The sequence below is a fragment of the Streptomyces sp. WMMB 714 genome, assembly GCF_900090125.1.
GTDB lineage: Bacteria > Actinomycetota > Actinomycetes > Streptomycetales > Streptomycetaceae > Streptomyces > Streptomyces daqingensis.
This window is the reverse complement of record NZ_FMHJ01000002.1, coordinates 292,115-316,399: the sequence shown is the minus strand read 5'-3', so window position 1 is coordinate 316,399 and position 24,285 is coordinate 292,115. Positions and strand designations below refer to the sequence as shown.

The window sequence follows — 24,285 nt, the reverse complement described above, 5'->3', positions numbered from 1 at the left end:
GCACCACCGGCCCGTCGCCCCGTCCACGATTCCGCTGCCCACGAGAGCTGCGTTCCGTCATGCTACGTTTCTTCAGCCGCCGGCTGCTCGGCGCGATCGTGATCCTGCTGGTCATCAGCGCGGTCACGTTCTTCCTCTTCTACGCGATACCGCGAGACCCGGCGATGCTCGCCTGCGGTAAGAACTGCACGCCGGACGCGCTGGAAGTCATCCGCAAGAACATGGGCATCGACAAGCCCGTGCCTGTGCAGTACTGGGAATTCATGTCCGGCATCGTCACCGGACGCGACTTCGCCCAGGGCTCGTGCCCCGCCCCGTGCTTCGGCTACTCCTTCGCCAGCTCGGACCCCGTCTGGGACACCATCCTGGACCGCTTCCCGACCACGGTCTCGCTGTCCCTCGGCGGAGCCGTCGTCTTCCTCACCATCGGTCTCGGCGCCGGCATGATCGCCGCCTGGAAGCGCGGCACGCTCGCCGACAAGGTCTTCAGCACCGCCTCCCTCGTGCTCAGCTCGATGCAGATCTACTTCGTCGGGCCCCTGGTGATGGCGCTGCTCGTCTTCAACCTCGGTCTCCTCGACCAGCCCAAGTACGTGCCCCTCTCCGAGGATCCGGCCGGCTGGTTCATGGGTCTGCTCATCCCCTGGATGGTCATCCAGATCATCTTCACCGCGAACTACACGCGTCTGTCCCGCTCCTCGATGATCGAGCAGCTGGCCGAGGACCACGTCCGCACGGCCAGGGCCAAGGGCATGTCGGGGAAGTTCGTCTTCTTCCGCTACGCCTGGCGCGGTTCGCTCATCCCGATCGTCACGATCTTCGGCGTGGACCTCGGGTCCCTGCTCGGCGGCGCGATGATCACCGAATGGACGTTCTCGCTGCCGGGGCTCGGGAAGCTCGCGGTCGAATCGGTGGAGCAGACCGACCTGCCCATGGTGATGGGCGTGATGCTCTTCTCGGCGACCTTCATCGTCCTGTTCAACGTCCTCGTGGACGCCGCGTACGCGTTCATCGACCCGCGCGTGCGGCTGGCCTAGGAGTACCGCTGTGAACACCCTGACCAAGGAAGCGGACGTCCCGGCTCCGCGTGACGCGGGCGCCTCCGGTGCGTTCCTGTCCGTGCGCGACCTCTACGTCCACTTCGACACCGAGGGCGGCACCGTCAAGGCCGTCGACGGCCTCTCCTTCGACCTGGAGCGCGGCCGCACCCTGGGGATCGTGGGCGAGTCCGGCTCCGGAAAGTCGGTCACCAACCTCTCCATACTCGGCCTGCACAACCCGCGGAAGACCGCCGTCTCCGGCGAGATCCTGCTGGACGGGCAGGAGCTGACCGGCGCCCGGGAGAAGACCCTGGAGTCGCTGCGCGGCAACAAGATGGCGATGATCTTCCAGGACCCGCTGACGGCGCTCTCGCCGTACTACACGGTGGGACGGCAGATCTCGGAGCCCTACCGCAAGCACACCGGGGCCTCGAAGCGTGAGGCGCACCTGCGGGCGATCGAGATGCTGGACAAGGTCGGCATCCCCAACGCCAAGCTGCGCGTCAACGACTACCCGCACCAGTTCAGCGGCGGCATGCGGCAGCGCGCGATGATCGCCATGGCGCTCGTGTGCAACCCGGACCTCTTGATCGCGGACGAGCCGACGACGGCGCTGGACGTGACCGTCCAGGCGCAGATCCTCGACCTGCTCAAGGACCTCCAGCAGGAGTTCGGTTCGGCGATCATCTTCATCACGCACGACCTGGGCGTCATCGCCAACGTCGCCGACGACATCCTGGTGATGTACGGCGGGCGGGCCGTCGAGCGGGGCTCCGTCAAGGAGGTGCTGCGCCAGCCGCGGCACCCCTACACGTGGGGCCTGCTGACGTCCATGCCGAGGCTGACCGGCGACGTCAACGAGGAGCTCGTCCCCATCAAGGGAACACCGCCGAGCCTCCTCGCCCCGCCGCCCGGCTGCCCCTTCAACCCCCGCTGCGAGTACGTGAACCACGTCGCGGGCGACAAGTCCTGCACCGCCGACCGGCCCGTGCTCCCCCCGGGACGCGGCGCGGCCTGCCACCTCACGGCGGAGCAGAAGCAGACCTTCTTCACCGAGCAGATCAAGCCCCGGCTGGGCTAGGGAGAATGACAATGAGCGAAGAACTCACCCTGACCAAGCCGCAGGACGCCGTACCCGGTTCGGGCGAAGCCCTGCTCGAGGTCGAGAACCTGACCAAGCACTTCCCGATCATGGGCGGCTTCCCCTTCAAGCGGCAGGTGGGCGCGGTCCAGGCCGTCGACGGGATCGACCTGAGCGTGATGCCGGGTGAGAGCTTCGGCCTGGTCGGCGAGTCGGGCTGCGGCAAGTCCACGACGGGCCGCCTGCTGACGAGGCTCCTCGAACCCACCAAGGGCAAGATCACCTATCAGGGCCGGGACATCACCCACGCCAACCGCAAGCAGATGGCGCCCGTACGCTCCGAGATCCAGATGATCTTCCAGGACCCGTACTCGTCGCTGAACCCGAGGCAGACGGTCGGTTCCATCATCGGCGGGCCGATGGAGGTCAACGGCATCAATCCGCCCGGGGGCCGCGAGAAGCGCATCCGGGAGATGCTGGAGACCGTCGGCCTCAACCCGGAGCACTACAACCGCTTCCCGCACGAGTTCTCCGGCGGGCAGCGGCAGCGCATCGGCGTCGCGCGGGCACTGGCCCTGGAGCCGAAGCTGATCGTGGCGGACGAGCCCGTCTCCGCGCTGGACGTCTCCATCCAGGCCCAGGTCGTCAACCTGCTCCAGCAGGTGCAGCGCGACATGGGCATCGCGTTCGTGTTCATCGCGCACGACCTGGCGATCGTGCGGCACTTCTCGCAGCGGCTCGCGGTGATGTACCTGGGGAAGATCGTCGAGGTCGGCGACCGCGACTCCATCTACACCCGCCCCCGCCATCCGTACACGCACGCGCTGCTCTCCGCCGTGCCGGAGGCCAGGCTCAGCGACGGCGAGGAGGAGGAGCGCGAGCGCATCCGCCTCGCGGGCGACGTGCCCTCGCCGATCAACCCGCCGTCGGGCTGCCGCTTCCGTACGCGCTGCTGGAAGGCGCAGGACAAGTGCGCGACGGAGGACCCGCCGCTCGTGCAGATCTCCGGGAACACCGCCGGTCACCTGACTGCGTGCCACTTCCCCGAAGAGGGATCGACGACCGCCCGCGAGGAGGACGTCATCCTGGACTCGGCGCTCAAGGCCATGGAGAGCTGAGCAAGCAGACGCCAGGGGTAAGGCAGGACGGGCGCCGCCGCGGAAGTCTCCGCGGCGGCGCCCCGCTGTGCGGTCGGGCCCCGGTGGCCCTCAGGCCATGCCCAGTGTCCGCTTGAGGAACGCCACTTGGAGGAGCAGCAGGTTCTCCGCGATCTGCTCCTGCGGTGTCATGTGGGTGACGCCGGAGAGCGGCAGCATCTCGTGCGGACGCCCCGCCGCCAGCAGCGCGGACGAGAGCCGCAGCGTGTGCGCGACCGCCACGTTGTCGTCGGCGAGCCCGTGGACGAGCAGCAGCGGCCGGTGCTGCCCGGCGGCCCCCGAGAGCCCGTCGTCCGTGATGAGGGACGCGCGCGCGTACGCGTCCGGATCGTCCTGCGGTGTGCCGCAGTACCGCTCCGTGTAGTGCGTGTCGTACAGCCGCCAGTCCGTGACGGGCGCGCCCGCGACGGCCGTGTGGAAGACGTCCGGCCGCCGCAGCACGGCCATCGCCGCGAGGTAACCCCCGTACGACCAGCCGCGGATGCCGACGCGCGACAGGTCCAGCGGGTGCTCCTCCGCGAGGGAGCGGAGCGCGTCGACCTGGTCGTCGAGCGTGACGTCGGCGATGTCGCGGGAGACCGCCTTCTCCCACGCGGGGGAGTGGCCCGGGGTTCCCCGGCCGTCCGCGATGACGACCGCGAAGCCCTGGTCGGCGAACCACTGGGACGTCAGATACGCGTTGTGTGCGGCCACGACGCGCTGCCCGTGCGGGCCGCCGTAGGGGTCCATCAGGACGGGGAGCGGACCGTCGCCCTCCCTGTGGCCCGTGGGCAGGACGACCGCCGCGGGGATCTCCCGCCCGCCCGTGCGCGTGAGGAGCGGCGCCGTGGTGAGCGTCGGCTCCTGCGCGTACGAGGGGACGGTGCCGAGCGGGCTGAACGCCTCCGCCGCGCCGCCCGGGGAACCTTCGCCGTCCGCGCCGGGCAGGCCGAGCACGCTGACGCGCGAGCCCGCGCGGCCCAGCGAGGCGGTCGACAGCACGAGCGTCGGTCCGCCGCGCACCGCGGACGCGACGTGCGCCGCGCCGTCGTCGTCCTCGGCGGTGACGCGCTCGCAGGGGGAGAACGAGCCGTCCGGGGCGCGGCGGGCGAGGAAGACGCCGATGTCCCCGACGCCCCTGGTCCCCGCCCCGGGTCCGCGCTCCCCGGACGGGGCGGACGCCCCGGGGGAGGCGGAGAAGAGGACTCCGCCGGCGCTGACGTCGAGCACGGCGCGGACGTGCAACGCGCCCGTCGTGACGGCCTCGCCGCCGATGTGCAGCGTACGGGCCCCGGGGGTGTCCTCGATGCGTACGAGGCGCCCGTCCGGCGTCCACGAGGGAACTCCCGGGAACAGCTCCAGCCAGTCGGGGTCCTGCTCCTCGTGGAGGGTCCTGGTGGCGCCCGTCCCCACGTCCACGCCGAGCACGCGCTGCTCGCGCTGGTTCCGGGCCTGCACCAGCAGCAGCGGAGGACCGTCCGGCGACCAGTGGACGCGGGCGAGATACGGGTACCGCTCCGAGTCCCACTCGACGGGGTGTCGCCGCCCGTCGCGCTGTGCGTCCGCGCTCTCCACGCCGTCGCCGCCGTCCCCTCCGAGGCTCAGCAGGTGCAGCGAGACCTCGGCGTTGGGCGTGCCGGCCGCGGGGTAGGCCACCTCCGCCGGTTCCTGCTCCGGGTTCGCGGGGTCGGCGATCCACCAGCGCCGGACCGGCGCGTCGTCGGCGCGGGCGACGAGGAGGCTGCCGCTGTCGGGGGACCACCAGAAGCCGCGGCTGCGCTGCATCTCCTCGGCGGCGACGAATTCGGCCAGTCCGTAGGTGACGCTGCCGGCCTCCGGAGCCGCCAGTACGCGGTCGCCCGCGCCGTCCGCGCCGACGACGCGCAGGGCGCCGTCGCAGACGTAGGCGACGTGCCGGCCGTCGGGGGAGAGGCGGGGGTCCACCACCGGCGTCGGCGTGGCCAGTTCGCGCGTGCCGCCCGACATGAGATCGCTCACGAAGAGGCGGCCCGACAGGGCGAAGACGGCACGCTCGACCGCCATGTCAGTGGCATATCCGACGATTCCGGCCGATCCCTCCCTGCTCCGCTCGCGGCGGGCGCGCTCCTCCGGCGAGAGCTCCTCCGCCGCGCCTCCCAGGAGCTCCCCGGGCTCCGCGGCGACGCTCTCCCGCGTCCCCCGCGCGTCCCGTACCCAGAGGCGATTCGCCCGGTCAGTGCCGCCGCCGGAGCGTAGGAAGACGATGCGCGAGCCGTCCGGCGAGACGGTGAACGCGCGCGGGGAGCCGAGTGTGAAGCGTTGGGTGCGTGCGGACTGACGGGGAAACGAGGTGGTCATGGGGCAGAGCGTAAGCCGGGGCGGCGCTCGGCGCGGTGGCCGGAACCGAATATGCGCCCCTCTTCTGCTCCCGTGCACCTGGCCCATGCCATCTGACGGATAGTTATGATCCATTGCGCGAGGCGGGAGCCGGGTATGAAGCCGGTGGCCCGCTCGTGTCATGGGCTCATGCTGTCCGGAACCGTCCGCCGACCGCGCGTACTTGGAGGTGAACCGCCGTGGCACTCTCGATTTCGGCGGTCGTGCTGTTCTTGATCATCGTCGTGCTTCTCGTGAAGAAGTCCGGGCTGAAGGCCGGGCACGCGGTGGTCTGCGTGCTGCTGGGCTTCTACCTGGCGAGCTCTTCCGTGGCGCCGACCATCAACGAGCTGACGTCGAACGTGGCCGGCATGCTCGGGGACATCAAGTTCTGACGTCACCGTCGTGGCCGTAGGGTCGGGGGCATGAGCGCAGCCCCTGACCGCCGCCTGCTCCTGGTGCACGCACACCCCGACGACGAGTCGATCAACAACGGCGCCACGATGGCCAAGTACGCCGCGGAGGGCGCCCGCGTGACGCTGGTGACGTGCACCCTGGGCGAGGAGGGCGAAGTGATCCCTCCCGAACTGGCGCACCTGGAGCCCCGTCACGACGCGGACCCCGCGCAGAGCGCCCCCGCCCCGGGCGAGCTGACCCCTCTCGCGCGCCACCGCGCGGAGGAACTGGCCCGTGCCATGCGGGAGTTGGGCGTAAGCGACCACCGCTTCCTCGGCGGCCGGGGCCGCTACCACGACTCCGGGATGATGGGCCTGCCCACGAACGACCGGCCCGGCAGCTTCTGGCAGGCACCCCTGGACGAGGCGGCGCTGCACCTCGTCCCCGTGATCCGGGAGGTCCGCCCCCAGGTGCTCGTCACCTACGACCCCGACGGCGGCTACGGGCACCCGGACCACATCAAGGCGCACCGGGTCGCCATGCGCGGCGCCGAGCTGGCGGCCGATCCGCGGTGCGGGCCCGGCGCCGGGCCGCCGCACGAGGTCGCCCGGATCTACTGGAACTGCGTGCCCCGCTCCGCCGTCGAGGACGGGTTCGCGCGGCTGCGCGCGTCCGGTGAGGCCGGCCCGTTCCCGCAGATCGCCGAAGTGTCCGACGTGCCGGGCGTGGTGGACGACGCCGCGGTGGACGTCGTCGTCGACGCGCGCGCGTACGCGAAGGCGAAGCAGGCGGCCATGCGCGCGCACGCGACGCAGATCACCGTCGCCGGCGGGACGTTCGCCCTCTCCAACGGACTCGGGCAGCCGCTGCTGAGCACGGAGTACTATCGCCGCGCCGCTCCGGCGGGGCGGCATGACGGCGGCACGGCGCAGGACTTGTTCGCGGGAGCAGGCGTATGAGCGGTGGCAGCGCGGACGGCGGAGCCGGACGGGAGCAGCGCGACGGGGGGCGTGACCCGGTGCGTCCCCGCGGCGGGCAGTCACCCGACGGGTGGCCGCAGCCGGTGCCCGCCGGCCGGGCCGCCAGGCTGGGTGTCTACGCCGTGCTGCTGGTGCTCGGAGTGGTGGCCGGCGTCGCCGGTTCGCTGGTGCAGAGCGGCTGGTTCCCCGGAGGGTTGCTGCTCGCGCTCGCGGGGGCGGTCGGGCTCTTCTGGGGCGGCGGGAAGCTCTGCCGTACCAGGGTCGGAGCAGCCGTTCCGGCAGCGGGCTGGACGGTCACGGTGGTGCTGCTGACCACGGCCCGGCCCGAAGGGGACTTCCTTTTCGGAGCCGGAATCGGCTCATATGTCTTTCTCCTGGGCGGGATGCTCGCCGCTGTGATGTGTGCCACGATCGCGCTGCCGGCACCACCGGTGCCAGGGCACAAGTACCGCTGACGGGACGGCTGTCCAGGGGATTGTGTGGGACCGGGTCCCGGAACGGCCGGTCCAAGTATGGTGGTGGCCGCCGGCGAGCCGCTGTGAGCAAGCATGATGGGCGGCGAACCCAACCGGGAGTACCTGCTTTGAGTCGTGAAACTGACCGTTCGTCCTCCGGGCCAGAGGGCCAGGGCCGTGGGCCGTACCCGCGGGGCGCAGAGCCGTACGGCGCTGGCGCCGCCGGGAACTCCGCCGACCCCGCAGGAGCCGCGGGTGCCGACCCGAACGCGGGCGCCAAGGGCCGCTCCGGCGACAGCAAGACGGAGAAGACGCTGACGACCCGCATCCGGATCAAGATCCCCGGTTCGCGGCCGATCCCGCCCGTCGTGGTGCGCAAGACGGTGAACGACGACGACGCCGGCGCGACTCCGGACGACGGCGCCCCGCGTCCGCTCTCCCCGGACGAGGCGCCCTCCTCGCCCCTGCCGGGCCCGAGGGCGGCAAGCGGCGCCCCCGCTCCGGGCGGCCCCGGCGAAGGCCCGGGCGGCGGCGAGTTCACCCAGGAGACGAGCGACTGGTTCGCCCCTCGCAAGGGCAAGGCCGGCTCAGGCGGTTCCGCGAGCCCCGGCGGCCCCGGTGCCCCCAAGCCCGGCGGGCCCCAGGGCACCCGGTCCGGCCCCGGCATCCCGCCGGGCGCCGAGCCCCTGTACGGCACGCACGACCCGTACGGAGGCGGAAACCCCTACGGCGTCAGCGAGTTGTACGCACCGAACGCCGACCCGTACGACACCGGCTCGCACCCCCTGCCGGGCAGCGGTACGCCGGCGCACGGCACGCCGGCGATCCGCCAGGAGGGCTTCGACAGGCCGCAGGGCGGCGCCCCGCGTCCGCTCGGCCCCGACGGGCCGGTGCCCGGCCCCGCCCCCACGGCCGACGGCGCGGCAGGGCCGACCACCGGCCCCGCGCGCGGCGACATGCCCCTGCCGCCCAGGCCCGACGGAGCGCCCGGCCCGGCGGAGGGCGGCCCCGCGGGCTCGACGCTCGGACTCGGCGCCGGCGCCGCGCCGTTCGCGCCGGGCGGCGCGGGCGAGCACCTGCTGCCCGACGCCTTCCGCGGTCCCGCCCCTTCCGGCGCTCCCGACGCTCTGCGCGGCCCGGCCCCCTCCGACGCCCCCGAGGCCGACCCCGTGGCCGGCGGCACGCTCATGGGCAGGGCGCCGCGCACACCGGCGGAGGGCTCCGGCCCTCCCGCGGCACCGCAGTTCCCGGGTGCCGCCGACGACTCGGACGACTTCGACGACGAGGCGTCCTCCGGTGGACGCTCCAAGCTGGTGCTCGCGGGCGTCGGCCTCTTCGGGCTGGTCGCCGTCGCCTACGGCGCGGGCCTGCTGCTCGACCACGCCGACGTCCCGAACGGCACGACGGTCCTCGGCGTCGACATCGGCGGTACGAGCAGGCACGAAGCCGTCAACAAGCTCGACGCCGCGTTCGGCAACCGCACGACCCAGCCCTTCCGGGTCGAGGCCAACGGTCGGCGGGCCGAGCTCAAGCCGAGCGTCGCGGGGCTGACCCTCGACACCGAGGCCACAGTGCGCGAGGCGGCCGGCCGCGACTACAACCCGGTCACCGTCATCGGGTCGCTCTTCGGCGCGGGGCGGGAAGCACAGCCCGCGCTCAAGGTGGACAAGGAGAAGATGGAGTCCGCCCTGCAGACGGTCTCCAAGCAGACGGGCGGCGGCGGAGCCCCCAAGGACGGCGCGGTCAAGTTCGTCCAGGGCAAGGCGGTGGCCGTTCCGGGCAAGCCGTACAAGGGCATCGACCCGGACAAGGCGAGCGCGGCGCTGGAGAAGGCGTACCGCGACCGCGCGGCCACCGGCGACAACAGCCCGGTCCGGCTTCCGGTCTCCCTCCAGCAGCCGCGCATAGGGAAGGCCGAACTCAAGCGGGCCATCGAGGAGTTCGGCAAGCCGGCCATGTCCGGACTGGTGACGATCAAGGCGGGCAACGCCTCGATCCAGTTCAGTCCCGAGAAGTCGCTGCCGAAGTTCCTCTCCATGAAGCCGGTCAACGGCACCCTCGTCGACACCTACGACCTGCCGGTGCTCCAGGACCTGTACGGGACGACCTTCGAGGGCGTGCAGATCACGCGCGGCGACGGCAGCAAGTCCCCCGTGACGCCCCAGGACGTGGCCGGTGAGCTGCGGCTCGCGCTGAAGGAGACGTCCCCGAAGAAGCGCATCCGGGAGATCCCGCTCAACCGGAACTGAGCGAGATCTCGCTCGCCGGAACCGCGCCGCGGCCGTGCCCGTACCCGTACGAGGACACGTCCGGCCGTGGGGCCGTGGGTCCCTCCCGTGTGCCGGCGACGCCGGCAGGACGGCCCGGCCCGTATGTGCGGTGCGCGCCGCGTGTCGGCGTCAGTTCAGCCGGGCCCTCGCCGCGTGGGCGGCCTTGTGCACGGCCTCCGCCGTCGCGGGCTCCACCTGCGCGACGGCTTCCGCGTACTCCTCCATCTCGGCGGCACCCTCCATGAAGTCCCCGCGCTCGACGAGCAGTTGGCCGCGCTCGTAGCGCAGCCGCGCCGGGTGGCGCGGCAGCAGCAGGGAGAGTTCCAGAGCCCACAGCTGGACGCTGGAGTGTTCCGGCCGGGCCGCCGCCCACGCGCGGATGTTGTTCAGGATCCGCAGCACGATCTCCAGCGGGCCGGCCGGCTGGAGCATCGACGGGGAGAGCGGCGTGCGGGAGCCGGTCGCTCCCGCGACCACCGCTTCCAGGTCGCCGGTCCCGAGCAGGCGCCCCCCGTCGTAGGGGTCGGCGAACGCCTGCGCGCCGTCCGGATCTCCGGGGTCGCCGAAGCCGACGACGAAGTGGCCGGGCAGCCCCACGCCGTACACCGGGGCGCCCGCACGCCTGGCCACCTCCGTCCAGACGACGGAGAGCAGGATCGGCAGTCCCCGCCGCGACTTCAGCACCGACTGGAGCAGCGACGACTCCAGCCGCCGGTAGTCGCCCGGGCCGCCCCCGAAGCCCAGCCGGCCGCCCAGCAGCGTGCGCAGCTGCTCGGCCCACTGCACGGGCGTACGGGAGGGGGCGTACGGCAACAGACCGGCGAGCCTGTCCAGTTCGATCTGCGCTTCGAGCACGCCCGGCTCGCCCGGATCCACGTCCACGTCCACGGGCGGGTGCCGTACGCCGTCCCGCAGCCGCCCGGAGGGGACGGTCGCCGCCTCGGCGCCGATCAGCAGGCACAGCAGCGCGAGATCCGGCCGTTCCTCCCGCGCGGCCTCCGCGAACCGCCGCCTGTTGCCGTGCTCCTCGCCCTCCGCGCCCGTGCTCGCTTCCTCATCCGGCATGGGAACTCTCCTGAGGTGCGCGGCGGTAGTGGTACGCGTGGTGGTCGGCGAAGCCCAGCCGGTCGTAGAGCGCACGCGCGGAGTCGTTGGCGCTCTCCACCTGGAGGTAGGCGGCCGACGCGCCCTCGGCGAGCGCCTGGCGCGCCAACTCGGCCATCACGGCGGTCCCCAGGCCCTCCCGCCGCCGGGCGGGAGCGACTTCGACCGCGGCGAAGCCCGCCCACCGTCCGTCGACCACGCACCGTCCGACGGCGTCGGCCCGCCGGCCGTCCTCTCCGGGGACGGTGGCGAACCATACGGACGGACCGCCGGTGAGCACCCGCCAGGCCGCCTCCGGCCACTGTCCGGACCTCGGACAGAGCGACAGCCACTGCTCGTCGGGCGTGCGGCTCAGCCGCACCCGCGGGTCGGGTTCCCTGTCGGCGAGGGGCGCCAGCGCGGCGACGCGCAGCAGCGCGTGCTTCTCGCCGCTCCAGCCGCGCCGTTCCAGTTCGGCGGCGAGGAGTTCGTCGGTCCGCTCGCCGCCTGTGGTGACCTGCACGCGCGGTACGAGGTTCCGCGCCCCGTACCAGCGCAGCGCGGCGGTGACCGCCTCGTCCAGCGGCATCCCCGGATCGCCGAGCGGCAGCACGGAGTTGGCGCGGGCCGTGAAGCCCTCACGCGGGGCCGCGGCCTCCTCGTCCGGGTGGGCAGCGCCCCCTTCGGGTGTCGTGCCGGTCCCTTCGGGCGTCGTGCCGGGGCCTGTCGTGCCGGTCCCTTCGGGCCCGGACGTGCTGGCCCGCAGCGTCCATCCGCCCAGTCGCTCCGTCTCCACCGCGGGCCACCCGCGGGCCGCGACCTCGACGAGTTCCCGTACGCCCGCCGACGGAAGGCCCCGGCGGCGGGCCGGAGCGGGCGGCACGACCTTGCCCGCCACCAGCGCGGCCTCGTCGATCGGGACGCTCTGCCCACCGCGGCGGGTGATGTGCAGCACGCCCTCTTCCCAGGATGTGAGAACGCCAACCGTGTCGGTGAAGGTGGCGTGCCGTCCTCCCGATCCGGTCAAAGACCGCACAGAGACACGTTTTCCCACGTCAGACGCGGTGATCCGGACTTCAAGGCGTCCGCCCGTGGTGAATTCCACAGCTCTACCCGCCCCTCCTGTTCGTCTCCGTACCGGGAACGGAGATACTAGGACGGGCATCGACGACGCCGCGCTCCCGCGCGCCCAGCGGCGGAGCCGGACACCGGTCCGCCGGCCCTATTGAGGAGGAACGACAGCGTGACCTACGTCATCGCGGAGCCTTGTGTCGACCTTAAGGACAAGGCCTGCATCGAGGAGTGCCCCGTCGACTGCATCTACGAGGGCCAGCGGTCCTTGTACATCCACCCGGACGAATGCGTCGACTGCGGGGCCTGCGAACCGGTCTGCCCGGTCGAGGCGATCTTCTACGAGGACGACACTCCCGAAGAGTGGAAGGACTACTACAAGGCGAACGTCGAATTCTTCGACGAGCTCGGTTCGCCCGGTGGTGCCAGCAAGCTCGGCCTCATCGAGCGGGACCACCCCGTCATCGCCGCGCTCCCCCCGCAGAGCCACGACGAGTGACGACCGGGCCGCTGCCGCCGGCGCCGGGGGTTCCGGCCCAGGCCGGTAGTTCCCGTCCATGAGTCCCGCCCGTGGTCCCGCACAGCAGTCCGGTCCGCCCGGCTGCGGTGCGGGACTGCGGCGTCTCGTACCGGAAAACCCGTACCGGAAAACCCGTACCGGAAACCCGTATCGGAAACTCGTTTCGGAACTCGCATCGGAAAGTGAGTCACCACGTGCCCCCTTCAACCGTCTCCGGGCTGCTCCCCGCCTTCCCCTGGGACAAGCTGGAGCCGCACAAGGCTGCCGCGGCGGCAAACGCCGCCGGCATCGTGGACCTGTCCGTGGGCACACCCGTCGACCCCGTCCCAGACGTGGTCCAGCGGGCCCTCACCGACGCCGCGAACAGCCCCGGCTACCCGACGGTGTGGGGCACAGCCGAACTCCGGGACGCGGTCACCGGCTGGTGCGGGCGCCGTCTCGGCGCTTCCGGAATGACGCACGGGAACGTCTTGCCCCTCGTCGGCTCCAAGGAGTTCGTGGCGTGGCTGCCCACGCAGCTGGGCCTCGGCCCCGGCGACCGCGTGGCGTTCCCCCGGCTCGCCTACCCGACGTACGAGGTGGGCGCGCGGCTCGCCAGGGCGGAGCCCGTACCGACCGACGACCCGACGTCGCTGGACCCGGAGAACCTGCGCCTGCTGTGGCTCAACTCGCCGTCCAACCCCACTGGGAAGGTGCTGGACGCGGGCGAGCTGAAGCGCACGGTCGCCTGGGCACGCGAGCACGGGGTGCTCCTCGTCAGCGACGAGTGCTACCTGGAACTCGGCTGGGAGACCGACCCGGTGTCCGTCCTGCACCCCGACATGTGCGGCGGCAGCTACGAGGGCGTCGTCGCCGTGCACTCGCTCTCGAAGCGCTCCAACCTGGCCGGCTACCGGGCCGCCTTCGCGGCCGGGGACGCCTCGGTGCTGGGCGAACTGCTCCATGTCCGCAAGCACGGCGGGATGATGGTTCCCGCGCCCGTCCAGGCGGCCACCGTTGCCGGGCTCGGTGACGACGTGCACGTGGAGCGGCAGCGCGAGCGGTACAGGGCCCGGCGGGCGGCGCTGCGTACCGCGCTGGAGTCGAACGGCTTCCGGATCGAGCACAGCGAGGCGTCGCTGTACCTGTGGGCGACGCGGGACGAGCCGTGCTGGGACACCGTCGGCGATCTCGCGAAGCTCGGTGTGCTCGTCGCGCCGGGCGACTTCTACGGCACGGCGGGGGAGCGGTTCGTGCGGATCGCCTTCACGGCGACGGACGAGAGGGTCTCCGAGGCCGTGCGGAGGCTGACGGCCTGAAGGGCCGGGCGCCCGGCGCTCGCCGCCCGGCGTCCCGCGCGGCGAGCGGTGCCGGGCCGGGACAGGACATGGGCGAGGGCCGCGGAGACGATCTCCGCGGCCCTCGCCGTAGACGCTGCGCCGGACGCCGGGCCGGGCCCGCCGTCCCGGGGTGTCAGACGCTGAGCCCGCCCAGCGCGTTGCCGCTGGTGAGGCCACTGCCAGGGGCGACGCCGCCCAGCACGGTCTTCGGGGCCTGCGACAGCTGGGTGCCCGGGAGGACCGGTACCTGCTGGCCGACGGCGGAGACGGGGTTGCCCGCGGCCTTGTCCGCGGTGGCCAGGGCGCCCGGAGCGGCCGACCGGGTGTCGTCGATGACGGCCTTCTCGACCTTCGGGGCACTCTTGTCGAGCGTGCTGGTGGTGCTCTTCGGGGTGAGACCTTCGGCGGTGCTACGCGCTCCGTCGACGGAGGGGTCGAGCGGGGTGTCCAGGTTGCTCAGCCCGCCCACGTCTGCGGTCGACGGCAGTTCGGCGGCGCTCGCGGCACCGGCCGTACCGACGACCGAGGCGGCGCCAGCGGCCGTCAGCAGCACGGTCTTGGCGATCCGGCGCGTGAGAGGGAGGGACATGTTGCTCCTTTGACGGAGAGATCTACTGCTACGGAAACGGTGCCCGCTCGCCGGGAGACTCGCCCGGTCGGGCGCTGTGCCTATCGCCCCGGCAGGGGGGAAAGTTGCGGGTCAGCGGGGTAAAGGATTTGCAATGCGTCGCATAATCGCTTCTCCCAACCCGGCTGGGAACGGGCGCAGTTGAGACGGGAGGCGACGTCAATGCCCGGTCGGGGCGGGGGCGTTGGAGAAGCCGCGGCAGCGCCCGGGGGTGCGGCGGGCGTCAGCACGGGCGTCCACGCGGAGTTGCCGCAATCCCCCGAAGGTGGAAGGCGCCGGGACGCCCTGACGGGGGGTGCCGACCCGGACCGGCAGACCCGCCGGAACGGTCCCGCGCCGAACCGCTCGCACAGCGGACCGCACGTTGAACGGGCCTTCCCGGAACCGCTCTTGAGCCCACCTGGCTCTCCGCTGAGCGCACCGGGCTCTCCGCGGACCGCTCACGCGATGAAGAACCCCGGCCCGCAGTGAACAGCTAGCGGCGGGGCTGGCGGGGTCGCTCCCCTAGTCGGCCGTGGCCAGCCTGACGCGTACCGAACTCCGCCCGTCCTTCGAGCCGTTGCCCGAGTCGTCGCGCGTGCGCCAGCCCTGCTCCGAACTGGACGCGTCCCAGACGCGGTCGCGGAAGGAGACCTGCGCGATGTGCAGGTCCGAGGCGTGTGCCACCGCCCAGTGGGCCAGCTCCCAGCCGCGCTCGTCCGCCCTTGCGGGGATGAGGACTTCGGGATCCTCGCCGTCCGCCGAAAGCCGCGCGGCCGCCTTGGCGCCAGCGCCGGCGTCGCCGCTGCGTCCCGCGCCCGCGGCCCCGGCCGGCGCCGGCCGCTCCGAGCCGGCCAGCACGTCCTTTCCGAACTCCCGCATGAGCCGCTCCCGGACCTTCGCCGGGCTGCCCGCCTCGACGGCACCGCCCGCGGGGCCGGTCGTGCAGTTGAAGGCGGCGGCACGCCGGCCCGTCAACGCCGCTGTCAGCAGGGACGCGTTGGCTTCGTGCTTCGCGTACGCCTGCGGGTAGCCGCTGCGCTGCACGCGCTGCGCCGCCACCGTGAGCGGCAGACGCGAGTAGCCCGGGATGCGCACGAGGTGGTCGTAGAACTTCCCCGTGGAGTACACGGGATCGGTGATCTGCTTCTCCGTCCCCCAGCCCTGCGAGGGCCGCTGCTGGAAGAGCCCGAGCGAATCGCGGTCCCCGTGGCCGATGTTGCGCAGCGAGGACTCCTGCATCGCCGTGGCCAGCGCTATCGTGACCGCCCGCTCCGGAAGCCGCCGCTGCGAGCCGACCGCCGTGATCGTGGCCGCGTTCGCCGCCTGCTCCGGCCTCAGCTCGTAGTCCTGCGACTCGGTGCCCGCTGTTCTGACGGTGCAGCGTGCGGGCCCGGTGGAACTGGTGACGTACTGGGTGGCGACGTAGCCGGCGATCGCGAGCAGCACCGCGAACGCCGCTGCTATCCGCAGCTTCTTCTTCACGTGAGGCTTCCCGGGGCGGGGATCGGAGCGGGACACGGGCACCAAGGTAGCCGGTGCGCCAACATCCCAGGGCCGTAGGCTGTTTTCATGCCGCACTACGCACTGGATCTGCAGCAGGACGCCGCTGCGCTGACCGCTCAGCTCGTCGACATCCCCTCCGAGAGCGGGAGCGAGCGGGCCATCGCGGACGCCGTCGAGGAGGCGCTGCGTCCGCTGCCGCACCTGGCCGTCGACCGCCACGGCAACAACGTCGTCGCCCGCACCCGCTTCGGGCTGCCGGAGCGGGTCGTGCTCGCGGGCCACATCGACACCGTCCCCATCGCGGACAACGTGCCCTCCCGGCTGGACGAGCACGGCGTGCTGTGGGGATGCGGCACCAGCGACATGAAGGCGGGCGTCGCCGTGCAGCTGCGCGTCGCGGCGACGGTGCAGCGGCCCAACCGCGACCTGACGTTCGTCTTCTACGACAACGAGGAGGTCGAGGCCCACCGCAACGGCCTCGGGCACGTCGCCGCCGCCCACCCCGACTGGCTGGCGGGCGACTTCGCGGTGCTCCTCGAACCCTCCAGCGGCCACGTGGAGGGCGGCTGCCAGGGCACGCTCCGCGTCGAGCTGCGCACCGGGGGCGTCCGCGCGCACTCGGCCCGCGGCTGGCTGGGCGAGAACGCCGTGCACGGCGCGGCCCCGATCCTGGCCCGGCTCGCCGCGTACGAACCGAGGCGGAAGGTGATCGACGGACTGGAGTACCGCGAGGGGCTCAACGCGGTGCGCATCGAGGGCGGCGTCGCGGGCAACGTCATCCCCGACGCCTGCACGGTCACCGTCAACTACCGCTACGCCCCGGACCGGGACGAGGAGCAGGCGCTGGCCCACGTGCGGGAGGTGTTCGCGGGCTGCGGGGAGTGGGAGGCGACCGTCACGGACAGCTCGCCCGGCGCTCTGCCCGGGCTGTCGCACCCGGTGGCCAAGGCGTTCATCGACGCCGTCGGCGGCGAACCGGAACCGAAGTACGGGTGGACGGACGTCTCCCGCTTCAGCGCCCTCGGCGTCCCCGCGGTGAACTACGGCCCCGGCGACCCGAACCTCGCGCACAAGCGGGACGAGCACGTGGAGACGGCGAAGATCCTCCACTGCGAGGAGCGGCTGCGGGCCTGGCTGACGGCCTGAGACCGGGCGGTCCCCCTGAGGCGGTCCCCCTGAGGTGGAGGCCCGTCACCCGGCGGTCACCGGCCCGGCGGCCGGAATGCCGCTGAGCGTCACCTCGGTACGGGCCGTCCCTGCGTACGCTGAAACGACTGATCGCAGTCGGAGGGAGCACGAGATGAGCAGCCCGGAGCGTGGGCAGAAGCCGCGGGAGCAGCGTCTTGGCCCGGTGGTGCGCCGCCGCAAGCAGATGCAGGCCGAGACGACCGATCAGCGGCTGCTGGACACGACCGGGCCGGCCGACTGGGTCCACGAGGACCCGTGGCGGGTCATGCGCATCCAGTCGGAGTTCGTCGAGGGCTTCGGCGCGCTCGCCGAACTCGGCCCCGCCATCAGCGTCTTCGGGTCCGCCCGTACGCCCCTGGACTCGCCGGAGTACGAGGCGGGCGTGCGCATCGGGCGGGCGCTCACCGAGGCGGGGTTCGGCGTGATCACCGGCGGCGGGCCGGGGGCGATGGAGGCCGCCAACAAGGGGGCGCTCGAAGCGGGCGGCACCTCGGTGGGGCTGGGCATCGAGCTCCCCTTCGAGCAGGGGCTGAACCAGTACGTCGACATCGGCGTCAACTTCCGCTACTTCTTCGTCCGCAAGACGATGTTCGTGAAGTACGCGCAGGGCTTCGTGGTGCTGCCCGGCGGGCTGGGGACGCTGGACGAGCTCTTCGAGGCGATGACTCTGGTGCAGACCCGCAAGGTGACGCGGTTCCCGATCGTCCTCTTCGGGAGCGAGTACTGGCAGGGCCTGATCGACTGGCTGCACAAGTCGGTGGTGGCTCAGGGCAAGGCGTCGGCCCGCGACATCGAGCTCTTCCACGTCACCGACGACGTCGACGAGGCCGTCGCCGTGGTCACCAAGGAAGCCGGCTGAGCCGGTCCCGGCCGGTGCGCCCCGCGGAGGTTCCCCGCGGACCCGGCCGCACCGGCCCGGTCCGCGGGGCCCGGCGTTCTCAGGCGAGCCCGCGCCTGGCCACGGCGGGCGGCCGGTGCCCCGCGATGGACGCGACCATGTCGAGCACCTCCCGGGTCTCGGCCACCTCGTGGACGCGGAACACCCGCGCCCCGAGCCACGCCGAGACCGCCGTGGTGGCGAGCGTGCCCGTCAGCCGCTCCTTGACGGGCTTGTCCAGCGTCTCGCCGACGAAGTCCTTGTTCGACAGCGATACGAGCACCGGCCAGCCCGTGCGGGTCATCTCCTCCAGTCCCCGGGTGGCCTCGAGCGAGTGCCGCGTGCTCTTGCCGAAGTCGTGGCCCGGGTCGATGAGGATCGCGTCGCGCCGCACGCCGAGCGAGACTGCGCGCTCCGCCAGGCCGAGCGTCACGCGGAGGATGTCGGACAGCACGCCGCCCTCACCGTCGTAGCTCACCCTGTGCGGGCGGGTACGGGGCTCCGCGCCTCCGGCGTGTGTGCAGACGAGGCCCGCGCCGTGCCGGGCCGCGACCTCGGCGAGCTCCGGATCGACCCCGCCCCAGGCGTCGTTGATCAGGTCGGCCCCCGCGGCGCACACCGCTTCGCCGACCTCGTGCCGCCAGGTGTCGACGCTGATGACGACGTCGGGATGCCTGCGGCGCACCTCGGCGACGAAGCCCGCCGTGCGGCGGACCTCTTCCTCCGCGGTCACCTCGTCCCCGGGCCCGGCCTTCACGCCGCCGATGTCGATGACGGCGGCGCCCTCGGCCACCGCCTGCTCGACGCGTTCGAGGGCCGGCTCGTCGCGGAAGGTGGCGCCCCGGTCGTAGAAGGAGTCGGGGGTCCGGTTCACGATCGCCATGATCACGTTCTCGTGCGGAGCGAACTCGCGTGTCCCCAGGCGCAGCATCCGCCATCCTCTCGGTCAGAACAGGGGGTTCCACGCCGGCTCCTCCCCGGTGCCGACCTTAACCGCAGGGCAGCGGCCGTCCCCTTCGGGATCGGGCCGGTGCGTGCCGGTGCGGCATGACACGATCGGGAACCATGGACTGCCGTAGTCATCCGGACGGACGTCGGGGGAGTTGGCCGTGTTCTGGTTCCTGCTGATCTCACTGGTCGTGGTCGTCGCCGCGGTCACGCTCGCCGTGGTGGGCAGCGGCGCCGAGCGCGGCGGCGCCGCGTCGGGCGGCCTCGCCGACAGCTGGCCGGACCAGCTCGACGAGCCGCTCCCCGCCGCGCGCCCGGTGAGCCGCGCCGACGTCGACGCGCTGCGCCTCCCCGTCACCGCCCGCGGATACCGCATGCAGCAGGTGGACGACGTGCTGGACCGCCTGGGCGCGGAGCTGGCCGAGCGGGACGCCCGCATCGCCGAACTGGAGGCAGCGCTGGCCGGGGCGCAGGCGGCGGCCATGGGGAGCGGGGCGTACGGCGGCCACGCGCCGGGAGGCGCCGGGGCGGACTTCCGCGGCGAGGGCGCCGGGCCGGCCGGCGGGAGCGAGGGCTTCGGCCCGGACGGTACGGAGCGCTCCGATGAGCGCTGAGGACCCGGGCGCCCGGCCCGGCCCGGACGGACGTCTCCGCTGCCCCTGGGGGCTGTCCGCCGACGACTACGTCGCGTACCACGACGCCGAGTGGGGCCGCATCGTGCACGGCGACGACGCCCTGTACGAACGCCTCACGCTGGAGGCGTTCCAGTCCGGCCTCTCCTGGCTGACGATCCTGCGCCGCAGGGAAGGCTTCCGGGCCGCGTTCGCGGGGTTCCGGATCGAGGAGGTGGCCGCCTTCACCGAGGCCGACGAGGCGCGCCTGCTGGCCGACACCGGCATCATCCGCAACCGCGCGAAGATCCGGGCGGCCGTCGCCAACGCGAAGGTGGCAGCCGGACTGTCCGAGGGCGATCTCGACGCGCTGATCTGGTCCCACGCCCCCGACCCCGCACGCCGGCCGGCACCCCGCTCGCACGCGGACATCCCTGCGGTGACGGCCGAGTCGACGGCGTTGGCCAAGGACTTGAAGAAGCGGGGCTTCCGCTTCGTCGGCCCGACGACCGCGTACGCACTGATGCAGGCCTGCGGCCTGGTCAACGACCACCTCGCGGACTGCTGGGTGCGGGAGCGCGTGCACGAGCGGCCGGAGTGACGGACAGGCGACGGGAGCGGCGGAGGCGCGACGGACCGCGGTACGGACCGCGGTTCAGCGGCCCGTGAAGCGGGGCTTCTCCTTCTTCACGAACGCCTCGACCGCGGCCTTGTGGTCCTGCGACGCGCCCGCGCGCACCTGCAGTTCCGCTTCCTTCTCCAGCGTCTCGGCGAGCGAGTGGCCGGCGCCGAAGGCCAGCGACTCCTTGATCGCCGCGTACGCGGCGGTGGGTCCCTGCGCCAACTCCCGTGCCACAGCGGCGGCTTGCTCGGCCAGCTCGCCGTCCGGCACGACGCGGTGCGCCATGCCCAGCTCCAGCGCCTCGCCCGAGCGCACGCTGCGCGGGAAGAGCAGCAGATCGGCGGCCCGCCCCGGGCCGACGAGCCGCGGCAGCGTCCAGGAGATGCCGGAGTCCGCGGTGAGCGCGATTCCGGCGAACGAGGTGTTGAAAGCGGCGGACTCCGCCATGAGGCGGTAGTCGGCCGCGAAGGCGAAGCCCGCGCCCGCGCCCGCGGCCACCCCGTTGACCCCGGCGACGACGGGTTTCGGCATACCGGCGATGGCGAGCGTGATCGGGTTGTAGTGCTCCTCGACGGTGCGCAGGGCGCTGCCTCCGCCGCTCTGGAGGGCACCGATGTGCTCCTTGAGGTCCTGGCCGACGCAGAACGCGCGCCCGTTGCCGGTGAGCAGCACGGCCCGCACGGTCTCGTCCGCCGCGGCCGCGCGGAGGGTGTCGCGGAGCGCCGCCTTCAGCTCGTCGTCGAGGGCGTTCATCGCGTCCGGGCGGTTGAGGGTGATCGTCGCGAGACCCTCGGTCACGTCATAGAGCACTGTGTCCGACATGGGGACAGCATGGCCCAGATCAACGGGCGCCGACAGGGCGTCCCGGGGTGCTCGCCCGGGTGCGGCGTGTGAACTGTGTCAAACAGTGAGGCGATTCGCGCGGGCCTGGGACCCGTGAGGCGGAGCAGTATCGCAGTCTCGCCGACGGATTGAGTGGTTTTGTGCGAGAGCGAGTGAGAAGAGATGCGACCTCTTGTTGGTCATCGGGTCCTGCCATGCGGGATAATGACCCAGGAGCAATGTGTTCGATGCCGGTGACACGCGAGTTGTCGGCTGCATCAGCTGGTTTCAGGAAGGGGAACGAGCATGGCGGCCATGAAGCCGCGGACGGGTGACGGCCCGCTCGAGGTGACCAAGGAGGGGCGGGGCATCGTCATGCGCGTTCCGCTCGAAGGCGGTGGGCGACTCGTCGTCGAGCTGACCCCGGACGAGGCGACTGCGCTCGGTGAGGAGCTCAAGAAAGTCTGCGGCTGACGCCCGGCGGCCGCCCCGAGCGGCCGGAACGCGGAGCCACGTCCCGCCTTCCGAGAGTCTTCCACTGCCCCGGAGCACCCCAGGTGCTCCGGGGCAGTCGTGTGCCCGGCCGCGCGCCGCGCGCTTCCGCTTCGGGCGCGGGAGCAGGAGGGAGCGCGTCGCCCGTGCCGAGGGGTGCGCCTGCGGACCGGCTCGCAGCCGCGGGTTCACTGACCCCTTTTTACGGCGCACAGCAGCCCGTCGCCGACGGGCAGCAGCGAGGGCACGAGCTGCGTGCTCTCCCGTACGGTCCGCAGCAGTTCGCGCAGCTTCAGCACCTCCGAGGGCTGGGGCGCCGAATCGACGGTGCGGCCGTTGGCGAAGACCCCCTCGAAGCAGACGAGGCCGCCGTTGCGCAGCAGGCGCAGCGCCTCGTCGAAGTAGGCCAGGCACTCGGAGCGGTCGCCGTCGCAGAACACCATGTCGTAGCCGCCGTCGGCCAGGCGGGGCAGCACGTCGAGCGCGGCGCCGGGGATGAAGCGGGCGCGGTTGCCGGCGAAGCCCGCCGCACGGAACGCCTGACGCGCGAACTGCTGCTGCTCGGGCTCGACGTCGACGGTCGTCAGCACGCCGTCGGGGCGCATGCCGGCGAGGAGGTGGATGCCGGAGACGCCGGTGCCGGTGCCGATCTCGGCGACGGCTTTGGCGCCCGTCGTCGCGGCGAGCAGGCGCAGGGTGGCTCCGGTGCCGGCGGACACCGCGCGCACGCCTGCCTGCCGGGCCCGTTCGCGGGCCCAGCGCAGCGCCGCGATCTCGGCGTCGTCGACGAGCTCGGCGTCGTAGGCGTCGGCGAACGCCCAGCTCGACTGCCGGTTGCCGGTAATGGCCCTCTCCTGTCCCCGTCCTCCACGCAACCGTGACTGTATCCGCTGCCCCGGGAACCCGCTGATGGGACCGGGCGTTGAATCAGACGGAAGGTCTCAGGGGGTGTCGTGACGGATTCTGTGCAGCAGGCGGAGCGGGCCGGCCGCGAGCCGGTCAAAAGTGCTTATCCGGAGCTAACGGGCGGGGTGGCTATGGTTGGGGGTCCACTGGACACCACCAGAGCCGACAGGGGAGGTGCGGCTACGGTCCGGGACCGTGGAATGCTGAGGCGTTTCCGCAGGTCCGGGGGCGAGCCGAAATCCGTGAGCGACAACGCTGACAAGGTCCACGCCGCCGATTCCGCGACCACGGCGACTTTCGACACCGATGCGGAGAGCCAGGCCTGGACCCCTCCCACCTGGGAGGAGATCGTCAGCACGCACAGCGCGCGGGTCTACCGCCTCGCCTACCGCCTCACCGGAAACCAGCACGACGCCGAGGACCTCACGCAGGAGGTCTTCGTCCGCGTCTTCCGGTCCCTGTCGACGTACACCCCGGGCACCTTCGAGGGCTGGCTGCACCGGATCACCACGAACCTCTTCCTGGACACGGTGCGCCGCAAGCAGCGCATCCGGTTCGACGCGCTCGCCGACGACGCGGCGGAGCGGCTCCCGAGCCGTGAGCCCACCCCGCAGCAGCACTTCAACGACACCCACTTCGACGCCGACGTCCAGCAGGCCCTGGACACCCTGGCGCCGGAGTTCCGGGCCGCGGTGGTGCTCTGCGACATCGAAGGCCTGTCGTACGAGGAGATCGCTGCCACTCTGGGCGTGAAGCTCGGGACGGTGCGCAGCCGGATCCACCGGGGACGTTCGCAACTGCGCAAGGCGCTGCAGCACCGCTCTCCCGAGGCGCGTGCCGAGCAGCAGCGCGCCTTGAGCGCGGCCGTCCCCGGCGGCGGAAGTGGGGAGGTCGGTGCCGCGTGAGTGGCACAGGCATGGACCGTCAAGTGCCGCATCCCGAAAGGGGTCTCACGCCGGCCGAGCAGCATCTCGGCGACAGGCTGGCGGCATTGATCGACGGAGAGCTGGGGCATGACGCCCGGGAGCGGGTGCTGGCCCACCTGGCGACGTGCCGGGGCTGCAAGGCGGAGGCCGACGCGCAGCGCCGCGTGAAGAACGTCTTCGCGGACACCGCGCCGCCGCCTCCTTCGGACGGCCTTCTGGCGCGCCTGCAGGGGCTTCCGGCGGTGGATCCAGGCGGCCCGTCCGACACTGACGACTCCGGCGGCCCGCACCGTGGTGCGGGCGGCGGCCTGCTGGGCGGACGCCCCCGTCCGGCGTCGTCCTCGTTGCCGGGCGGTTCCAACAACTCGTCCTGGACGTTCGACTACCTGCGGGGCGGCAGGGCGGAGAGCGCGCTCTCGCCGGGCCGCGGCCTCGACATGCACGAGACGGACCGGCTGGCCTCGCGCGGGCGGCGCTTCGCCTTCGCCGCCGCGGGAGCGGTCTCGCTCGCGGCCCTCGCGCTCGGCGGCGGGCTGGGATCGGGACCTGCCGGCAGTTCGCCGGCGGCGGCGAAGAGCGACACCGGGGGAGCCTCGGCGAGTTCCGTCCGCACGACCTCGACGGCCGGTGCCAGTGGCGAGCGGGACAGGCGGCGCAGGGACACCGGCGGTGCGCGGAACGAGTACGGCGGCGGTGCCCTCAGCGTGAGCGCGGCAGCGGGATCTTCGTCCGGGGCGTCCGCGAGTGCGGAGCAGGAGGTCGCGTTCCACCGCGGAGCCCCGTGGGCGGCGCCGAGCGCGTCGCGTTCGTCGCGGGAGCGGCCGGACGCGGTGCTGCCCCTGCTGCGTGAAGCGCTTCTGGAATCGCCGTTCACGCGCTCCGAGTTGCCCTCGTTCGCCGGCTCCGGCGGCGCGGAACAGTACGAGGGGACGACCGTCGACGCCTTCACGGCCGGCGCGCAGGAAGGGCGAGCACCTGTTCCGGCGCCTTCCCCGTTCGTCACGGCTGCGCCTCCGCAGGGCTGAGCCGAAGGGTTCCGGCGCCGCGTCCCTGCCCAACCGACCCTGCGCCTGG

Annotated in this window: 24 protein-coding genes; 16 read left to right on the top strand and 8 right to left on the bottom strand. The window is 72.6% G+C overall.

The window, feature by feature from the left end; translation table 11 throughout:
• The first annotated feature begins 59 nt into the window (after positions 1-59).
• The 3 genes from H181DRAFT_RS04125 to H181DRAFT_RS04115 are packed head-to-tail and all read left to right on the top strand — an operon-like array spanning position 60 to position 3,239.
• Positions 60-1,037, top strand: coding sequence for an ABC transporter permease (locus H181DRAFT_RS04125; RefSeq protein WP_045862803.1), 978 nt, complete (start codon positions 60-62; stop codon positions 1,035-1,037).
• A gap of 10 nt (positions 1,038-1,047) precedes the next feature.
• A complete protein-coding gene (locus H181DRAFT_RS04120; RefSeq protein WP_045862802.1) occupies positions 1,048-2,121 on the top strand; it encodes an ABC transporter ATP-binding protein in 1,074 nt (357 codons plus the stop codon).
• 11 nt (positions 2,122-2,132) lie between these two features.
• Positions 2,133-3,239 (top strand): ABC transporter ATP-binding protein, encoded by a 1,107-nt coding sequence (locus H181DRAFT_RS04115; RefSeq protein WP_045862801.1) that lies wholly within the window; start codon positions 2,133-2,135, stop codon positions 3,237-3,239.
• A gap of 90 nt (positions 3,240-3,329) precedes the next feature.
• Here the strand turns inward: H181DRAFT_RS04115 and H181DRAFT_RS04110 are convergent, their stop codons facing one another.
• Positions 3,330-5,594 (bottom strand): S9 family peptidase, encoded by a 2,265-nt coding sequence (locus tag H181DRAFT_RS04110; RefSeq protein WP_045862800.1) that lies wholly within the window; start codon positions 5,592-5,594, stop codon positions 3,330-3,332.
• A gap of 218 nt (positions 5,595-5,812) precedes the next feature.
• On the opposite strand from H181DRAFT_RS04110, the gene H181DRAFT_RS04105 reads away from it, so the two are divergent.
• The 4 genes from H181DRAFT_RS04105 (at position 5,813) to H181DRAFT_RS29295 (ending at position 9,692) form a co-directional block, all read left to right on the top strand.
• Positions 5,813-6,007: a hypothetical protein gene (locus H181DRAFT_RS04105; protein ID WP_045862799.1), complete on the top strand. Its 195-nt coding sequence runs from the start codon at positions 5,813-5,815 to the stop codon at positions 6,005-6,007.
• Positions 6,008-6,037: 30 nt separating this feature from the next.
• The gene (gene mshB, locus H181DRAFT_RS04100; RefSeq protein WP_045862798.1) at positions 6,038-6,967 is read left to right on the top strand and encodes an N-acetyl-1-D-myo-inositol-2-amino-2-deoxy-alpha-D-glucopyranoside deacetylase; all 930 of its coding nucleotides are present in this window, start codon (positions 6,038-6,040) and stop codon (positions 6,965-6,967) included.
• Entirely contained in the window at positions 6,964-7,443 is a 480-nt protein-coding gene (locus tag H181DRAFT_RS04095) for a DUF6113 family protein (protein WP_254666686.1), read from the top strand. The genes mshB and H181DRAFT_RS04095 overlap by 4 nt, the downstream gene beginning before the upstream one ends.
• Before the next feature lie 128 nt (positions 7,444-7,571).
• Positions 7,572-9,692 carry a peptidoglycan binding domain-containing protein gene (locus tag H181DRAFT_RS29295; RefSeq protein ID WP_045862797.1) on the top strand — a complete coding sequence of 707 codons (2,121 nt, stop codon included), beginning with the start codon at positions 7,572-7,574 and terminating at the stop codon, positions 9,690-9,692.
• Positions 9,693-9,842: 150 nt separating this feature from the next.
• Here H181DRAFT_RS29295 and H181DRAFT_RS04085 read toward each other — a convergent pair whose 3' ends face one another.
• On the bottom strand, positions 9,843-10,778 hold the full coding sequence (locus H181DRAFT_RS04085) for a transglutaminase-like domain-containing protein (RefSeq protein WP_045862796.1): 936 nt from the start codon (positions 10,776-10,778) through the stop codon (positions 9,843-9,845).
• The gene (locus H181DRAFT_RS04080; RefSeq protein ID WP_074467701.1) at positions 10,768-11,901 is read right to left on the bottom strand and encodes a GNAT family N-acetyltransferase; all 1,134 of its coding nucleotides are present in this window, start codon (positions 11,899-11,901) and stop codon (positions 10,768-10,770) included. The genes H181DRAFT_RS04085 and H181DRAFT_RS04080 overlap by 11 nt, the downstream gene beginning before the upstream one ends.
• 138 nt (positions 11,902-12,039) lie before the next feature.
• Here H181DRAFT_RS04080 and fdxA point away from each other — a divergent pair, with 138 nt between their 5' ends.
• Together fdxA and dapC are read left to right on the top strand one after the other, a co-directional pair.
• Positions 12,040-12,366: a ferredoxin gene (fdxA, locus tag H181DRAFT_RS04075; RefSeq protein ID WP_027764481.1), complete on the top strand. Its 327-nt coding sequence runs from the start codon at positions 12,040-12,042 to the stop codon at positions 12,364-12,366.
• A gap of 215 nt (positions 12,367-12,581) precedes the next feature.
• Positions 12,582-13,685, top strand: a complete 1,104-nt coding sequence (gene dapC / locus H181DRAFT_RS04070) for a succinyldiaminopimelate transaminase (protein WP_045862795.1) — start codon at positions 12,582-12,584, stop codon at positions 13,683-13,685.
• 154 nt (positions 13,686-13,839) lie between these two features.
• Here dapC and H181DRAFT_RS29750 read toward each other — a convergent pair whose 3' ends face one another.
• Positions 13,840-14,295: a hypothetical protein gene (locus H181DRAFT_RS29750; RefSeq protein ID WP_045862794.1), complete on the bottom strand. Its 456-nt coding sequence runs from the start codon at positions 14,293-14,295 to the stop codon at positions 13,840-13,842.
• 543 nt (positions 14,296-14,838) lie between these two features.
• Entirely contained in the window at positions 14,839-15,798 is a 960-nt protein-coding gene (locus tag H181DRAFT_RS04060) for a VldE C-terminal domain-containing protein (protein WP_254666685.1), read from the bottom strand.
• Between the two features lie 87 nt (positions 15,799-15,885).
• Here H181DRAFT_RS04060 and dapE point away from each other — a divergent pair, with 87 nt between their 5' ends.
• Both dapE and H181DRAFT_RS04050 read left to right on the top strand, forming a co-directional pair.
• Positions 15,886-16,965 carry a succinyl-diaminopimelate desuccinylase gene (dapE, locus tag H181DRAFT_RS04055; RefSeq protein WP_045862792.1) on the top strand — a complete coding sequence of 360 codons (1,080 nt, stop codon included), beginning with the start codon at positions 15,886-15,888 and terminating at the stop codon, positions 16,963-16,965.
• A gap of 154 nt (positions 16,966-17,119) precedes the next feature.
• A complete protein-coding gene (locus tag H181DRAFT_RS04050; RefSeq protein ID WP_045862791.1) occupies positions 17,120-17,866 on the top strand; it encodes an LOG family protein in 747 nt (248 codons plus the stop codon).
• Positions 17,867-17,945: 79 nt separating this feature from the next.
• Here the strand turns inward: H181DRAFT_RS04050 and folP are convergent, their stop codons facing one another.
• A complete protein-coding gene (gene folP, locus H181DRAFT_RS04045; RefSeq protein WP_045862790.1) occupies positions 17,946-18,815 on the bottom strand; it encodes a dihydropteroate synthase in 870 nt (289 codons plus the stop codon).
• Positions 18,816-18,993: 178 nt separating this feature from the next.
• On the opposite strand from folP, the gene H181DRAFT_RS04040 reads away from it, so the two are divergent.
• A complete protein-coding gene (locus tag H181DRAFT_RS04040; RefSeq protein WP_045862789.1) occupies positions 18,994-19,446 on the top strand; it encodes a DivIVA domain-containing protein in 453 nt (150 codons plus the stop codon).
• Entirely contained in the window at positions 19,436-20,044 is a 609-nt protein-coding gene (locus tag H181DRAFT_RS04035) for a DNA-3-methyladenine glycosylase I (protein WP_045862788.1), read from the top strand. The genes H181DRAFT_RS04040 and H181DRAFT_RS04035 overlap by 11 nt, the downstream gene beginning before the upstream one ends.
• Positions 20,045-20,098: 54 nt before the next feature.
• On the opposite strand, the gene H181DRAFT_RS04030 is transcribed toward H181DRAFT_RS04035, so the two are convergent.
• Positions 20,099-20,887: an enoyl-CoA hydratase-related protein gene (locus tag H181DRAFT_RS04030; RefSeq protein WP_045862787.1), complete on the bottom strand. Its 789-nt coding sequence runs from the start codon at positions 20,885-20,887 to the stop codon at positions 20,099-20,101.
• Between the two features lie 306 nt (positions 20,888-21,193).
• Between H181DRAFT_RS04030 and H181DRAFT_RS04025 the strand changes: the two genes are divergently transcribed.
• Positions 21,194-21,361, top strand: a complete 168-nt coding sequence (locus H181DRAFT_RS04025) for a DUF3117 domain-containing protein (protein WP_016469583.1) — start codon at positions 21,194-21,196, stop codon at positions 21,359-21,361.
• 206 nt (positions 21,362-21,567) lie between these two features.
• Here H181DRAFT_RS04025 and H181DRAFT_RS04020 read toward each other — a convergent pair whose 3' ends face one another.
• Entirely contained in the window at positions 21,568-22,254 is a 687-nt protein-coding gene (locus H181DRAFT_RS04020) for an O-methyltransferase (protein WP_045862786.1), read from the bottom strand.
• A gap of 162 nt (positions 22,255-22,416) precedes the next feature.
• Here H181DRAFT_RS04020 and sigE point away from each other — a divergent pair, with 162 nt between their 5' ends.
• Together sigE and H181DRAFT_RS29745 are read left to right on the top strand one after the other, a co-directional pair.
• The gene (gene sigE / locus H181DRAFT_RS04015) at positions 22,417-23,190 is read left to right on the top strand and encodes an RNA polymerase sigma factor SigE (RefSeq protein WP_175439707.1); all 774 of its coding nucleotides are present in this window, start codon (positions 22,417-22,419) and stop codon (positions 23,188-23,190) included.
• An 11-nt stretch (positions 23,191-23,201) separates the two neighbouring features.
• Positions 23,202-24,236: an anti-sigma factor family protein gene (locus H181DRAFT_RS29745; protein WP_074467700.1), complete on the top strand. Its 1,035-nt coding sequence runs from the start codon at positions 23,202-23,204 to the stop codon at positions 24,234-24,236.
• Positions 24,237-24,285 lie beyond the last annotated feature (49 nt).

Bases quoted from the DNA above. Each gene is read 5' to 3' on its own strand.
- H181DRAFT_RS04125 (WP_045862803.1), top strand. From the start codon at position 60: ATGCTACGTTTCTTCAGCCGCCGGCTGCTCGGCGCGATCGTGATCCTG.
- H181DRAFT_RS04115 (WP_045862801.1), top strand. From the start codon at position 2,133: ATGAGCGAAGAACTCACCCTGACCAAGCCGCAGGACGCCGTACCCGGT.
- H181DRAFT_RS04110 (WP_045862800.1), bottom strand. From the start codon at position 5,594: ATGACCACCTCGTTTCCCCGTCAGTCCGCACGCACCCAACGCTTCACA.
- mshB (WP_045862798.1), top strand. From the start codon at position 6,038: ATGAGCGCAGCCCCTGACCGCCGCCTGCTCCTGGTGCACGCACACCCC.
- H181DRAFT_RS04095 (WP_254666686.1), top strand. From the start codon at position 6,964: ATGAGCGGTGGCAGCGCGGACGGCGGAGCCGGACGGGAGCAGCGCGAC.
- H181DRAFT_RS04085 (WP_045862796.1), bottom strand. From the start codon at position 10,778: ATGCCGGATGAGGAAGCGAGCACGGGCGCGGAGGGCGAGGAGCACGGC.
- H181DRAFT_RS29750 (WP_045862794.1), bottom strand. From the start codon at position 14,295: ATGTCCCTCCCTCTCACGCGCCGGATCGCCAAGACCGTGCTGCTGACG.
- dapE (WP_045862792.1), top strand. From the start codon at position 15,886: ATGCCGCACTACGCACTGGATCTGCAGCAGGACGCCGCTGCGCTGACC.
- H181DRAFT_RS04050 (WP_045862791.1), top strand. From the start codon at position 17,120: ATGAGCAGCCCGGAGCGTGGGCAGAAGCCGCGGGAGCAGCGTCTTGGC.
- folP (WP_045862790.1), bottom strand. From the start codon at position 18,815: ATGCTGCGCCTGGGGACACGCGAGTTCGCTCCGCACGAGAACGTGATC.
- H181DRAFT_RS04035 (WP_045862788.1), top strand. From the start codon at position 19,436: ATGAGCGCTGAGGACCCGGGCGCCCGGCCCGGCCCGGACGGACGTCTC.
- H181DRAFT_RS04030 (WP_045862787.1), bottom strand. From the start codon at position 20,887: ATGTCGGACACAGTGCTCTATGACGTGACCGAGGGTCTCGCGACGATC.
- H181DRAFT_RS04025 (WP_016469583.1), top strand. From the start codon at position 21,194: ATGGCGGCCATGAAGCCGCGGACGGGTGACGGCCCGCTCGAGGTGACC.
- sigE (WP_175439707.1), top strand. From the start codon at position 22,417: ATGGTTGGGGGTCCACTGGACACCACCAGAGCCGACAGGGGAGGTGCG.
- H181DRAFT_RS29745 (WP_074467700.1), top strand. From the start codon at position 23,202: ATGGACCGTCAAGTGCCGCATCCCGAAAGGGGTCTCACGCCGGCCGAG.